Below are 14,069 nucleotides of genomic sequence, written 5' to 3' on the forward strand. Positions count from 1 at the left end.
AATATTTATTCAAATAAACAAACCATGAACTTTTTACTTGCTAAAGAATCGATAATTGCATATAATATCTAAGTTGACATATTTCATCGAGGCGTGGCTCAGTTTGGTAGAGCGCTGCGTTCGGGACGCAGAGGCCGCAAGTTCGAATCTTGTCGCCTCGACTCATTAAAAAAGGAGTTTGCAAATCTGCAAACTCCTTTTTTGTATTCATCTGATTCTTTTGATCATCAACCTGCCATGTAGCTGTCGTTGCCCAAATTGCTGATCTCGCTTTCAGCGCGCTTGCAAAGCTCTTTGAACTTGCCTGAAAGCTTGCTGAGCTTGCCATATAAGTCAAAGGATATCTCAGTTGTTGGTGCAACCTGCATATATGTGCTCATCATTCTTACAAGGATGTAGCTGTCAACAAAAGCATATCTGACAACACAGCCGACTACAACACCTGCTACAAAACCTATAACCGTAAACCAGCCAAGCGCTCTAAACAGCAGCACAAAAGCATAAACAGGTACAATACTTGCTACTACTGTGCCAAGGATCACAACAAGAGAAATCTTGACTGCATCCTTAAGAAGTGTCTTCCAGTTCTGGAAGTAAATAACCACGCCGTCTGCTGCGCTCTTAAAAGCACTCTGTTCACTGTTATAGAATGTATAACCAAGGCAGCATTCATCGACATATCCAAGTCCGATCCTGATAAGAGACTTTGCAAATCCGGCTATCATACTCATTCCTGGAACAAAATCAAGGAAGCTCTCCACCCTGCCTACAGCATTCTGAAGCTGATTTACTGCTCCGCTCACAAGCCTGTCAAGCAGGAAATAGATGTTACTGGTAGCAAATCTTGACTTAACCATGCCTATTCCATAATGTACTTCATCGGAAGGAACCTGACCGGTTCTGAATGTTTCGGCAATTACTGCGACATGTCCGGCCTTAACCAGATATCCGAAATATGTATTTATTACGTAACTGATCGCCAGAGTTCCCGCCAACCAGATTCCAAGGCCGATAAGTCCAACCTCGGCACTCTGCATCAGTACGCTTATCCCCATGATTATTGCAAAAAGCAGTACCGACAAAAGCACTGTTGCCATACCCATTCCCAACTTGATCCAAGCGAATTTCAATGTTTTTCTGTATACTTCATTAGCTTTCATACCTTCATTCCTCCTTTAGCGTCTTTAGTAATTACCTTCGCTTCGTGTTCATTATATGGAGACATATATTCTTATTGGATATTTTTCCGCGAATGGTTGAAAATCTGGTGTGAATGGTTAAAATAATACTGTTTATCTTATTTTTTTCAGTTTTGAGGTATTATATGCGAGTTGCAATACTTGATGATGAACAAATATTCGTAGACAGTTTATATAAGCTTCTGTTTGGAGATATGAACTATGAGCTTTTCACTTATACCGATCCTGAAAAGCTCCTTTCAGACTACTCTCAGGGCAAGCGGTTCGATATAATCTTCTGCGATGTTATCATGGAGCCTTATAACGGCATTGAAGTCGGAAGGAAGATCCGCAGCTATGACTCGACATGCTTTATTATATATCTCACCAGCGACTTATCTTCTGCTCCCAGAGGGTATGAAGTAAATGCTTTCAGATATCTTTTGAAACCTATTGATGAAAAAGCTCTGTCAGCAACGCTTGGGGATATTCAGGAAGAGATCCGCAAAAAGCAGAAAAATCTCCTGTGTCTTGACACAACATTTGGCTCAATGATCATGAACACCGAAGACATTCTTTACATGGAAGCCAATGACAAGGAAACAACCGTCTATACGGATGATGATTCTCTGACCGTGAGAAAGAACCTGACTGACTTTGAAGAGCAGCTTTCCGGGCAGCATTTTTTCCGTATACACCGCAAAACACTCGTTAATCTTGGACGTGTTCAGCAATATGATGCTCTGCGCGTAACGCTTGATAACGGGAGCACACTGATTCTCAGCAGACGCAAATACAAGGAATTCGTATCTGCTTTTAATGCATATATTTCAGGAGAATTTTAATGGGTTACCCTATAGTTTTTCACAGCTCTGATATAATTAGCGCACTTGCAAATTCAGCAGCCTACATCGAAATCATACTGTTTCTGCAGTACTTTTGCGGAGGGCATCTGGATATTTCAGGCAAGAGACTTTACATACTCTGGCCTGCCTGCTCTCTGGCATTTTTTCTTGCGTATGTTTTTATTCCGGGATCACATACCGATATGATATCGGTTTTTGTGGCAATATATCTGACTGTCCTGATGTTCAGCTCATTGAAGCTTGTAGATGCACTGCTGACTGTTCCGGCTTTTTTCCTCTATGCCATTTTTTCAATATTTCCGACATTCATATTCAATGCTCTTTTTCCGTATGTGGATGACACTATCGAGATCCTTGATATGCCGCTCCAATACTCTGATATCATTACAGACCTGACCATGTTGTTGATCCTTATCGCAATACACGTCATTTCTCTGAAAAAGGGTCTGGTTTTCCATATCAACATCAGAGAAATTGTTCTGGCTTTCATTTTATTCTGCCTGGTAATGCTTATAACAGCACTTTATTCAGTAGCCACGATTCCGGAAAGCACTCTGAGTTATGCAACGGTATTCTGGAACATCTTTTTGCCGGTCTCATATTTACTGTGCCTTATCTTCTACATCTACAGTTTGTTTGAAAAGAGAATCCGGCTTCAGAATGAGGCTCTTGCGAGAATACAGATGACTTATCTGCAGACACAGTTTGATGCCATGCAGAACCTCCAGCTTCAGGATAATGAAATCAGGAAAAAGAGACATGACCTGAAAAAACATATGGTCGTCATTGAAACTCTGGCAGAAGACGGTAATTACGATGAGATCAAGAAATATACCTCAGAGCTCACATCCAGCCTTCCTGCTGCCCCTGTAGCCATCAGCGGCAACAATATTGCGGATATAATTCTTTCTAACAGAATGGATACAGCCCGGGAAAGAGGCATCAGATTTAATTATGAGGGCTCACTTGCAGGACTTTCGGAAATGCCTGCACCTGACATCTGCTCCATTCTTGCCAATGCACTTGATAACGCACTTGAGGCCTGTGAAAACGTCGAGGACCCCTATATCGATGTTAAAGCTGTATGCACCCGCAACTTCACGTCTATTTCAGTTAAGAATCCTGTGCTGGTACAACGCCATATCCACGGAAACACCATTTCCACCACCAAGAAGGATAAGACCAACCATGGCTATGGTCTTAAGATAATTCAGGAGCTGGCAGGTAAATATCACGGAAAATGCCTCATATCCTGCAGTAAACTTGAATTCAGCTTAAGGGTTCAATTGCAGAATCCCTAATAAAACACATGGCAACAATTTGCCGCATCAAAAAACCAGCCTACATCAGTAGACTGGTTTTGTTATGTCTTTTTATTCTTCTGTTGGTTCAATCGAAGGCTCAGCATCCTCTGCGGGAGCATTATTCTCCTCTGCAGGAGTCTCCTCTGCCTCAGGCTCTTTGGCAGCTTCCTCTTCCTTCTTATCTTCCTCAGGCTTCTTAACCGTATCGGTAAGATCTTCCAGAAGAATGGTCATCATATCCTCTTCGCTTGGCTCTGCCATAGCAGCAATTCTTCTGGCCTGGTTGGTGATGATCTCCTCAAAGAGGTTTCTGACTTCTCTTGCGTTAGCGAAGTTATCGATGTTCTCGATCTTCCTTGCTGTGATAAGAGCTCTGATCTGGTGCTTAACATCTTCAGGAACTATGTAGTCGTACTTCTTGCAGTTCATGTTGAAGATCTCTTCAAGCTCATCAATGTTGTAGTCAGGGAACTCAATGTACTTGTTGAATCTGGACTTCAGTCCCGGGTTGGAATCGATAAACTTCTTCATAGGCTCTGTATAGCCTGCTACGATAACAACAAAGTCATCTCTGTTGTCTTCCATAGCCTTGAGGATCGTATCGATGGCCTCCTGACCGAAAGCATCATCCTTCTGAGCCAGTGCATAAGCCTCATCAATGAAGAGCACTCCGCCCTTGGCCTTGGCAATCTGCTCCTGAGTCTTGATGGCTGTCTGGCCTACATATCCGGCAACAAGTCCGGAGCGATCCACCTCAACCAGCTGTCCCTTGGAAAGAACACCAATCTGTTTGTATATCTGAGCTATGATCCTGGCTACAGTTGTCTTACCTGTTCCTGGATTACCTGTAAATACCAGATGGAGAGATACGGGAACTGACTTAAGTCCCTGTTCCTGTCTTGCCTTCTGTACCTTAACAAAAGCCGTGAGTTCTTTTACATCGTCCTTAATTGTAGTAAGGCCTATGAGCTTATCAAGGGTCTCCATGGGATCCTCTTCTGGCTCCTTGGGCGCCTCGGGTTCTGCGGGCTTTACATTTCCGTCTTTTGCAAAAAGAGCTTTAGCCTCCTCGAGAGCATCATTGGCGCTTGTTACTGCATCCTTGTTTCCGTTTTTGGCCTCCTCGGCTCTTGCCTTATCTTCCGGAGGAATATATACGCTTCCGTTCTTAGGACCTTCCTGCACAGGTTTGCTATCCGGTGCACCTGACTCCGGAGTTGAAGAAGGTGCTGTGAAGAAGTCTCCGTACAGACTTCCAAGAAGGTCTCTCTGCATATTTGTGATCTTATTAAGTGTTTCTAATTCTTTATTTCTATCCATATCAGTCGTTCAAAAACCAGCCGTTTCTAGACAGGAATGTTCTGTTTGTTACAAGGGCATTTACGTCCTGTCCAATAATCTGTGATGCCTGTGCCTTAACTGCAGCAGCATTTCCTGTTCCAAGATTTTTGTAAGCATCATAAGACATCTTCTTGCTGCCGTCAAGGTTCTTAAGTCCCTGAGCTATATGACTCTCCATCTCGTGGGCATCGTCAGTCTCTCTAAAGAGAATGAAGCTTGTGATGTAAGGGTTGTTCTCAGCCATTGTGTAGGCATATACGATAGATGCCAGCTGTGCATCCTCGCCAAAGCTTGATGTATAACCAATCTCTGAGAGAGAAATATTTCTGACCTGTCCCGCAGGATTGAGGAAGGATGCCTGACACATGTAATCTGTAAGGATGTAAACGTTCTCCATTGTAATGTATGGAGTTGAAAGTGATGTGTTTACATACTGTGACTGCTGCTTCCACGCGTATGGATCAAAGAGAGGTGCATTGTATGGATGAACTGAAAGTGACCAGTCAATGTTACCCTCACGGTTGATGTAATAGTTGAATCTGTCCATGTACTCCTTTGAAAGGAAGCATCCAGGATTTGACTTTCTGTTCCACTCCTGATCGAAAGATGTGTAAACTCTTGCATTGGCGTTTACAGACTTAATCTCGTTGTAGAAAATACGGAAAGCCTTAACATACTCACTTACGTTGAGCTCGATATTTGTTGAATTGAGGTAATACCACTCGGTTCTTGCGTTTACTTCGTTGCCGATAACCCAGTTATCAACTGTTCCGTAAGCGCCGCCTGAATATCTCTGAGCGAGGAAAGCTGCAATAGCCTTAAGATGCTGTGTGCCGCCGTCCTCCTTGGTATTCATGGCATATCCCGGGCAAACATGTGCATCCCTTGAAAGCGGATGGATGAGGTCTGCAGCAGCTTCTGTCTTGTTGTTGAGGATTGTCATTGTGAGCTGGAAGTTGTTGATGCTACACCAGCGAACAAAACCGTCATACTGAGCAAGAGCTGCTCCGTTGAACTGATAGTCAACGCCGTTATATGAGAAGGGAACTACATTTGATCCGTCTCCGGGTCCTACAATATCTCCCATGTAAAGGTTATAAACCATCTGAGCAACACCGAGATCTTTGAATGTAGCTGCATCTGCGCTGTTAGGAAGGATACCCTTCATACCATGGTCATTTCTGGCAACAGTCTTGGTTGCTTTGGCTTCCGGATTGGTGATGTAATGCTCATCACTTACCTGAACCATTGAACCACTCTTAACAGCTACAAGGAACTTCTTGGAAAGATTAGACTCAGCAGTGTAATGATTGAGCGGGAATGTAAAGGTTGCATTTGTCCCCGCTGCAGTCTCGGCAACGATCTTGCCTACACAGCCGTCCTGATAAACCTCATCTGCATAGAGGTAGAACTTACCGTCGGATGAAGACGGAACCGAACTACATGATACATTGACAACAACGTTGTCCCCCTGAATTGTGCAGGATGTGATGCTGACCGGTCTGCCTGCTGCCTCAGCAACAGCCCCCTTGTATCCGGCAGTTACAACCGCACTCTTTGCAGCAACAGTCATAGTAACTGCAACCATTGCACCTGCAAGAATCCTTTTCATTAAACCTTTTTTCTTCACAACAAACCTCCAACTTGTTACACTTATGCGCTTACTATTGCATCAGTGAAGTTATTAAGCGCATCTGCATCTGTCGCATGAAGTGCGCTCTTGATTGTTAGTACGTTCTCAAGAACAGTTACATTCTTAAGTGCGGAAAGCTTCTCACTCATGAGCTTTCCTGTTACCGGCGCCCATGTGCCGTTCTGAGCAAGGGCAAATACCCTGTTCTGCACACCAAGTGCCGCCATATCGGTGATGAAGTTCTCCATTGGCGGATATACTCCGTTGTTGTAAGTAGGGCACATCAGGACTATCTTCCTCGCGCGCCATACTTCACCGATCAGATATGACACATCCGTTCCGGACACATCATAAACCCTAACATTACCTGCGCCCTTATCACGGAGCTGCGCAGCCACTGCCTCTGCAGCGCTGGCTGTATGTCCGTAAAGACTGCCATATACTACTATAACACTATCTTCCTCAGATTCATAGGTGCTCCATTTCTGATATTTCCCGAGGATCACATCAAGGTTTTTTCTCCATACGGGACCGTGAAGAGGAAGGAGCATCTGAATATCAAGTCCTGCTGCCTTTTTGAGAACAGCCTGGACCTGAGGTCCGTACTTTCCAACTATATTAGCATAATATCTTCTGGCTGAGGCAAGAAAATCTTTCTCGAAATCAAATTCATCTGCGAATATTCCGCCGTCCAGAGCTCCGAAGGTACCAAAAGCATCTGCGGACAAAAGAGCTTTATTCTTGTCGTCATACGCAAACAATACTTCCGGCCAGTGAACCATTGGAGCTGCCACAAAACTGAAAGTATGAGAACCTGTTGAGAGTGTATCCCCCTCTTTGACCTCAAATTTGTTAAAGTCCGCTGTCTGAGGGAAGAACTGCTGCATGAATGTAAATGTCTGCTTGCCTCCAACCACGGTTACCTCAGGGAAAAGAGCTACCACCTTATCGATAAGTGAACAGTGATCCGGCTCCATATGAAGCACTACAAGGTAATCGAGCTTTCTGCCTGCAAGAGCGTCTTTCAGATTCTCAATATACTGGTCAGCTACGGTAATGTCTGCCGTATCGAATACTGCAGTCTTATCATCATCTATAAAATAGCTGTTATAAGATACCCCCTCCGGAATCGGGAAAATGTTCTCAAATCTCTCAAGTCTTCTGTCGCTTCCTCCGATCCAGAAAATTCCGTCTGCAACTTTTTTAATTCCCTTCATGTCAAAAACTCCTCTCTGATGTTTTATTTTTTGAACTCGCTGATAGTCTTTTCAACCACCTTAATGTCGATAGGCTTTGTAACATGTGCATTCATTCCGGCATCAAAAGCCTGCTGAACATCGTCTGCGTATGCATTCGCCGTCATGGCTATGATAGGAATTCTCTGGGCCCAGTCGGTACCCAGCGCTCTTATGGCTGCTGCCGCCTCATATCCGTTCATAACAGGCATCTGAATATCCATAAGTATCATATCATAGTCGCCTTCATTTGCGGCTTTAAACATTTCAACAACTTCCTGACCGTTAACGCCTCTTGTAACTTTAGCCCCGTACATATCCATGAGCTCGATGAGGATATCGGCGTTGATATCGTTGTCCTCCGCAGCAAGGAACTTCATGCCCTCAAGAGGATTCTTGGGTTCTTCTTCAGGCCCTGTCTCTATCTTGGCTATCCTGTCTATTGTTGATCTTAAATTGTACGGCAGAACAGGCTTTTGCATAACCTCATTACAGCCGGCCTCTCTGAGAGCATCCTCATTTTTCTCAAAGAAGTCAGTTACTGCAAGAATTACACTATGATGGCTCTTATCTTTCTTTCTGATATTCCTTATCAGCTCGGCAGGTTCCATATCATCATAGTTTTCATCCACAATTATAAGGTCGTAAGCCTTTCCCTCATCCGCCATCTCCTCTACCAGTTTGAGGGCTTCATATCCGCCGGTGGCCACCGTAGAATCAAGCAGATCATTTTTGTATTTTTGCTTATAAACCTTATCATCTGACATGCTTCCGTTGACAGTAAGCAGTGTACGCATTCCATGGGCCTTCCAGAAATCCACGTTCTGAGTCTCTACAGCCTTAAGACGCAGATTTACAATGAAGGTACTTCCCTTTCCTTCCTCTGACTCAACCCTGATGGTTCCGCCCATCAGTTCAACCAGACTCTTGGTTATAGCCATACCAAGTCCTGTTCCCTGAATAGTCTTGGTTGCGCCCTTTTCCTCTCTGGAGAACGCATCAAATATCTTGTCCTTATACTCAGGCTTCATACCAATTCCATTATCAGCTATTGTGAACTTCACATTCTGGTATCCTTCTGAAGAAGAATCCGACTCTGATATTGTAAAATCGATCTTCCCGCCTTCAGGTGTGTATTTCACTGCATTTCCGAGAATGTTCATAAGGATCTCATTGACCCTCTGCTTATCAGCCATGAAAATATCATGCTGCATGTTTTCAATCTTTACAGTATAGGTCTGATCCTTAGCCTTTGCCTGGAAGCTGATTACAGAGTTGATCTCCTCAAGAAGCAGTCCTAAAGCCATCTCCTGAATATCCAGAGTGGTCTTGCCCGACTCGATCTTACTCATATCAAGGACATCATTAAGAAGTGCCAAAAGATTATGAGACGCCAATGATATCTTATATGTATACTCTTTTACTTTATCAGGCTCATCCGCATGTTTATCAATAAGCAGATTAAAGCCTGTAATGGCATTCATAGGTGTCCTGAAGTCATGAGACATGTTGGCCAAAAAGCTTGTCTTGGCCTTATTTGCGGTCTCAGCTGCACTGAGGGCTTCCTGAAGCTGGTGATTACGCCTGAACTCCTGAGTTCTGTCATAGAGAGCCACAGCCATTCTTTTGCCGCCGTCATCAATGGTGGATACAATAACACCACGATAGTACAGATGCTCATTTGTCCTGACGTTCTCAAATCTTATCTCGTCAAATATCTGTGTTTCGCCTGTTTTCCTTGCGTCTTCAAATCCTTTGCTCAGCCTCTTTTCCTCTCCTTCTCTCTGAGCCTTAACAAGGTTTCTTATATCCTCCTTAAGCTCATCCATCGGAATTCCAAGGACGGTCTCAGCATTGGCTGTTATAAAGCTTGGCGCATACCCGTCTCCGCTGATAACGGCGAGGATATCATTGTTCTTCTCAACCACAAAGTCAAAGAGCCACTCTCTGTAATGGATATCGTTATCCTTGAGCATGAGCTGCTCTTTATTCATCTTGTCAATCTCCCGAACCATGTTGTTCAGGGTTATTGCCATGGATTCCATGGAATCGGAGAGCTGTCCCAGCTCATCTATATGGTCATCGGGATTCTTGACATCGAAATTACCCTTTTCGATCTCATGCGCCATATCGTTGATCCTGGCAATTCTCTTGCCGAATTTATTTGCAAACCTTTGGCCGAATATAAATGCCGCCAGGAAAAGAACCAGCGCAATTACAATGACTGAAAGAAGAATGCTGTAAACGTCAGCTGTGATCTCATTTCTGTCCACATAGTAGTATAAGGTCCAGCCGTTTGCTGTATCCTCCGACTCGGCAATGAAGTATTCACTGGTGGCATGGAACTCTTCCACTTCCCCTGTCCTGATATTTTCTAATATTCTCTCTTCCAGGTCCGAATTATCTATCTTTCTGTGATTGATAGTCTTTCCTCTTCGGTCCAGAATTATGATTCCGTTATTGAGGTATCCCGACTTGTTGACGATAGAAAAGAACTCACTCTCTTTGACCTTCAGAGCGATCATGCCGATGCGTTTTGAGGAAGTTGCTGAATCTAGCAGCGCCTTTATCAGATACACTCCGCCTTCATCGTCAACATCCCAATAAGCACCGTACTCATGCCCGGTCTCCTCATACCACTCCTGTTCTTTATCGGTTACAGGCTTAAGAAGGAAATCTCCCATATGCTCGCCATCAATAAGGTCTGAATATATGGTAATGGACTCAATATTGGTATCGCTGCTGAGATAATACCATATAAGGGGCTCTATCTCGTCGTTGAGCTCCTCCGTCAGGGTGTATGGATCAATGCGCACTCTCTCCAGAGCTTTTCTGAAGTCATCCTCATAGGAAAAGAACTTTACGACGTCATTTTCTTTTTTGACACCGTTTTCTATACCATAGGAAATAACATCCACGTTTCCTATCATGGCAATCTTGGTCTGTTCGATAAGATTGTTTCTGGCAACGATATAGGAATAGCTGCCCAGCAATATGATGGGAATAATGATAAGCAGGGCAAAGACCCTTATAAGAGTCTTTCTTATGCTGTCCGCGTATCCGAACTTTCCGATCCTTTTAATCCTTCTCATATCCTTTGTTGCTCCTTATTTGTCACTCGTGAAGTATCTCGTACACAAGCTTGTCGACATTTGACAGTGCCATTTCAAGACTCTCTCTCTTTAAAAGAACCTTTTGAAGCTCTCGGCCATAGGTATAATGAACACGTCTGTTGAGGTCCTGTCCCCAATCCATCCATGGCGTATATACCAGTTCCTTTTTATAACAATCCTCTATTCCCTTAAAAGCCTCATCAACATTAAAGGCTGTATCCTCGAGATATGTCTGGCTTCCCGGACGGTCCTTCCAAAGAGCTTCCTGACCTTTAACTCTTGCAAGGGATGCCAGTACTTCTTTTGCCTTATCATAATTCATAGCGTTTGCGTTGAGTGCAAATCCAAGGTCGCATCCGCCAATTATAGCCATTCCTTCGCCTTCGGTCCCGAAATACGGAAGTGTTCCGATGTTCATATCGGGTCTTGCCTCCCTGATAGCAACATATGTTTCCGGCGTTCCTACTATCATGGCTGCTTCTTCGCTTACAAACTCTTCAATAGCTCTTTTTCCATCTATAGTGTACATATCAGCCGTAAGCACCCTGTGCTCTATAAGAGTCTCCCAGTCCTTCATGTATGGACGCAGCTCATCTGAAAATGTAGCTCTGCCGTACTGGAGCCTTGCGCCAAATCCGCTTCCTCTGTCGGTTGAGAAGTAATTGGCAGAAAGCACTCCCAATGCGCTGTTCGCAAATCCGTAAGGATCTTTTAAGCTGGCTGCAAGTGGCCTTATCTTGCGCACTACCCTGAAGTAGTCGCAGGCACCGATAAAAGTGCTGAAATCCGTTGGAACAGCGGCTCCCTTGGCCGTAAACATGTCTTTGTTGTAAAAAATGCATTCAAGGTCCGAAGTGTTGGGAACAGCATAAACTGCATTTCCGTAGCCGAAAGCCACCTTGGCTTCCATGTTAAACTTCTCGGTAATATCCGACAGATTTGCAATATATCCTGTCATAGCATGTTTTTCTGCCATCTCTCCGGTAACGTAAATAATATCCGGAGCCCCCTTATATGAGAGCTTCGAATCCATAATGGGCTCGTAGTTACTCTTCCCGATATATTCAAATACAAAATTATAATTTGGAAATTCTCCGGCCAGATAGGCCTTAAGATTAGTTAGATTATCTTCGGTATACCATGTACCGATCCTGATTGTTGTAGTTTCATCAGCAGATTCCAAATCCGCCTCGGAATCTGCTCCTTTAAGGACATGGACCTCCTGATTCTCCGCACCAAAAGACAGGCTCGCTTTTGTGGGAATCATGCCACTAAACGCACCTGTCAGAACAGCTACTGCGGAAAAAATACTTACAAAGATCTTTCTTGGATTCCTGCTCTTCATATGTCCCTCATAAGGATAGACTTATCTGATCATGATCTTCTTAATCTCCCCAACGTAGACGATATGATATTCACCGTTTTTTTCAAACTCATCCACCAGACTCTTGTCTACAAAGCCATCCTCCCTGAACTCTTTTTTGTAGAGTACTTTTGCTGTTATGACATTGTCGGCTTCATCAATAAAAGGTATCCCATCATCGTAGTTAACTGTCAGACGGGCACCTGCAATCTTATCTTCCGCTCTTCCGGAAACAGCTTCAAGATACTTAAAGGCTCCTCTGAATTCCTGCTGATTAAGAAAGCTCAGCGAAAATTCACCGGACTCATCAAGAAGCTCACTTGTGTACCTTCCACCGCGAAGGAAAATGTAAACCACTCTCTTATTCCAGAGAAAACCTGCGCCACCCCATTTGGCCGTGGTTGTGTTTACCTTGCCTCCGCTTCCTGCTGTCACAAGAAATTTGGTACCGTCAAAAGTATAAGCTCCCTGCTCGATATCGACAGGATCAACCGGCTGAAAAACGTGCATGTATACCCTCCATTTCTCATTAGAGCGCCGAGTCAGAAGTCCCTGATGGTATCCTCCTCGGTAAGTCCTGTGTTCTCTATGTTCATTATCGTTACATCGTAACTTATTTCACTGTTCACTATAATAGTAACACGGTCTCCTACCCTATGTCCAAGCAATTGTTTGCCCAGAGGAGATTCAATGCTGATAAGGCCTTTTAAGGAATTTTTCCTCATGGTGGTCACCACCTTGTAGGTCTCAATACTGCCGTCATCTTCCATTCTGATGGTCACAGTCTTATTCATTCCCACTTCGTCATCTTTAGTATTATCGTCAATAACGCGCGCTGTCTTTATCATTCTCTCCAAAAATCTGATCCTGCTCTCATTCTGATTCTTGGCTTTTTTGGCTGCGTAGTACTCGAAATTCTCTGAGAGATCGCCCTGGGCTCTGGCCTCTTTTACATGCTCGAGAAGCTCTTTTCTGACAACAACCTTGCGATGTACGATCTCCGCTTCCATATCTTCGATATCTTTTTTGGTAAGTTCGTTATTCATTTCATGTATACCCCTGATCTGTAAACTTGTAAGAAAAAAGAAGGGTAAAGCCTTGGCTCTACCCTTCCGGAAAATTCTGCTATAACCTGAATCAAGCCTTGCCAACTGATCCAAAGAGCTCCATCTTCTCCTTAACTGTAGCCTTGATAGCCTCAGCGCCGGGAGCAAGAAGCTTACGTGGGTCAAATCCCTTTCCTTCAAGATCCTTGCCTGCCTCGATGTATTTACGAGTTGCATCTGCGAAGGAAAGCTGACACTCTGTATTTACGTTGATCTTGGATACACCAAGGTCGATAGCCTTCTTGATCATGTCTGAAGGAATTCCTGTGCCGCCGTGAAGAACAAGAGGCATAACTCCTGTCTCTTTCTGAATTGCATCAAGAACGTCGAATCTAAGTCCAGGCCATCCCTCAGGATACTTACCATGGATGTTACCGATTCCTGCTGCAAGCATATCTACGCCGAGATCAGCGATTCTCTTGCACTCTGCAGGATCTGCGCACTCGCCCATTCCTACAACGCCGTCTTCCTCGCCGCCGATTGATCCAACCTCAGCCTCGATTGAAAGGCCAAGCTGATGAGCTACGTTAACGAGCTCCTGTGTCTTAGCAACGTTCTCCTCGATATCGTAGTGAGAACCGTCGAACATGATGGATGTGAATCCGGCCTTGATGCACTTGTAGCATCCTTCGTATGTGCCGTGGTCAAGGTGAAGAGCAACAGGAACAGTGATTCCGAGGTTCTTGTCCATCTCTCTTACCATAGCTGCAACAGTGCTGAAACCTGTCATGTACTTACCTGCACCCTCAGATACACCAAGGATTACAGGGCTCTTAAGTTCTTCTGCTGTTAAAAGAACTGACTTTGTCCACTCAAGGTTGTTGATGTTGAACTGACCAACTGCATAGTGGCCTTCTTTTGCTTTTACAAGCATGTCTTTTGCAGATACTAACATTTTGTTTCTCCCCTTTATAATTGATAGTTTTGATG

11 protein-coding genes and 1 tRNA gene are annotated in these 14,069 nt (G+C 44.1%); 3 read left to right on the forward strand and 9 right to left on the reverse strand.

The genetic code is table 11. From position 1 onward, the window contains the following. Positions 1-87: 87 nt before the first annotated feature. Positions 88-161, forward strand: a tRNA-Pro gene (locus G590_RS0106430). A gap of 66 nt (positions 162-227) precedes the next feature. Here the strand turns inward: G590_RS0106430 and G590_RS18635 are convergent. Continuing rightward, a complete protein-coding gene (locus G590_RS18635; RefSeq protein ID WP_022764854.1) occupies positions 228-1,160 on the reverse strand; it encodes a hypothetical protein in 933 nt (310 codons plus the stop codon). A 164-nt stretch (positions 1,161-1,324) separates the two neighbouring features. Here G590_RS18635 and G590_RS0106440 point away from each other — a divergent pair, with 164 nt between their 5' ends. Together G590_RS0106440 and G590_RS0106445 are read left to right on the forward strand one after the other, a co-directional pair. Next, a complete protein-coding gene (locus tag G590_RS0106440) occupies positions 1,325-2,023 on the forward strand; it encodes a LytR/AlgR family response regulator transcription factor (RefSeq protein WP_022764855.1) in 699 nt (232 codons plus the stop codon). After that, positions 2,023-3,345, forward strand: a complete 1,323-nt coding sequence (locus G590_RS0106445) for a sensor histidine kinase (protein WP_022764856.1) — start codon at positions 2,023-2,025, stop codon at positions 3,343-3,345. Before G590_RS0106440 ends, G590_RS0106445 begins: the two co-directional genes overlap by 1 nt. A gap of 72 nt (positions 3,346-3,417) precedes the next feature. Here G590_RS0106445 and G590_RS0106450 read toward each other — a convergent pair whose 3' ends face one another. The 8 genes from G590_RS0106450 to fba form a co-directional block, all read right to left on the reverse strand. After that, positions 3,418-4,668, reverse strand: coding sequence for an AAA family ATPase (locus tag G590_RS0106450; protein ID WP_022764857.1), 1,251 nt, complete (start codon positions 4,666-4,668; stop codon positions 3,418-3,420). 1 nt (position 4,669) lies between these two features. Beyond that, a complete protein-coding gene (locus G590_RS0106455; protein ID WP_022764858.1) occupies positions 4,670-6,319 on the reverse strand; it encodes a DUF5722 domain-containing protein in 1,650 nt (549 codons plus the stop codon). 23 nt (positions 6,320-6,342) lie between these two features. Then, positions 6,343-7,539 carry an FprA family A-type flavoprotein gene (locus G590_RS0106460; protein ID WP_022764859.1) on the reverse strand — a complete coding sequence of 399 codons (1,197 nt, stop codon included), beginning with the start codon at positions 7,537-7,539 and terminating at the stop codon, positions 6,343-6,345. A gap of 23 nt (positions 7,540-7,562) precedes the next feature. Further along, the gene (locus tag G590_RS20495) at positions 7,563-10,649 is read right to left on the reverse strand and encodes an ATP-binding protein (protein ID WP_022764860.1); all 3,087 of its coding nucleotides are present in this window, start codon (positions 10,647-10,649) and stop codon (positions 7,563-7,565) included. A 22-nt stretch (positions 10,650-10,671) separates the two neighbouring features. Further along, positions 10,672-12,015, reverse strand: coding sequence for an ABC transporter substrate-binding protein (locus tag G590_RS0106470; protein ID WP_022764861.1), 1,344 nt, complete (start codon positions 12,013-12,015; stop codon positions 10,672-10,674). Positions 12,016-12,036: 21 nt separating this feature from the next. Next, positions 12,037-12,543 carry a flavin reductase gene (locus G590_RS0106475; RefSeq protein ID WP_022764862.1) on the reverse strand — a complete coding sequence of 169 codons (507 nt, stop codon included), beginning with the start codon at positions 12,541-12,543 and terminating at the stop codon, positions 12,037-12,039. A 32-nt stretch (positions 12,544-12,575) separates the two neighbouring features. After that, positions 12,576-13,079, reverse strand: coding sequence for a GreA/GreB family elongation factor (locus tag G590_RS0106480; RefSeq protein WP_026493983.1), 504 nt, complete (start codon positions 13,077-13,079; stop codon positions 12,576-12,578). Between the two features lie 91 nt (positions 13,080-13,170). Beyond that, positions 13,171-14,034: a class II fructose-1,6-bisphosphate aldolase gene (gene fba / locus G590_RS0106485; protein WP_022764864.1), complete on the reverse strand. Its 864-nt coding sequence runs from the start codon at positions 14,032-14,034 to the stop codon at positions 13,171-13,173. Positions 14,035-14,069 lie beyond the last annotated feature (35 nt).

Origin of the sequence: Butyrivibrio sp. XPD2006 (assembly GCF_000420865.1) — a bacterium.
Classification (GTDB): Bacteria; Bacillota; Clostridia; order Lachnospirales; family Lachnospiraceae; genus Butyrivibrio.

Coding starts and splice junctions, on each gene's coding strand:
- G590_RS18635 (WP_022764854.1), bottom strand. CDS start 1,160: ATGAAAGCTAATGAAGTATACAGAAAAACATTGAAATTCGCTTGGATC.
- G590_RS0106440 (WP_022764855.1), top strand. CDS start 1,325: ATGCGAGTTGCAATACTTGATGATGAACAAATATTCGTAGACAGTTTA.
- G590_RS0106445 (WP_022764856.1), top strand. CDS start 2,023: ATGGGTTACCCTATAGTTTTTCACAGCTCTGATATAATTAGCGCACTT.
- G590_RS0106450 (WP_022764857.1), bottom strand. CDS start 4,668: ATGGATAGAAATAAAGAATTAGAAACACTTAATAAGATCACAAATATG.
- G590_RS0106460 (WP_022764859.1), bottom strand. CDS start 7,539: ATGAAGGGAATTAAAAAAGTTGCAGACGGAATTTTCTGGATCGGAGGA.
- G590_RS20495 (WP_022764860.1), bottom strand. CDS start 10,649: ATGAGAAGGATTAAAAGGATCGGAAAGTTCGGATACGCGGACAGCATA.
- G590_RS0106470 (WP_022764861.1), bottom strand. CDS start 12,015: ATGAAGAGCAGGAATCCAAGAAAGATCTTTGTAAGTATTTTTTCCGCA.
- G590_RS0106475 (WP_022764862.1), bottom strand. CDS start 12,543: ATGCACGTTTTTCAGCCGGTTGATCCTGTCGATATCGAGCAGGGAGCT.
- G590_RS0106480 (WP_026493983.1), bottom strand. CDS start 13,079: ATGAATAACGAACTTACCAAAAAAGATATCGAAGATATGGAAGCGGAG.
- fba (WP_022764864.1), bottom strand. CDS start 14,034: ATGTTAGTATCTGCAAAAGACATGCTTGTAAAAGCAAAAGAAGGCCAC.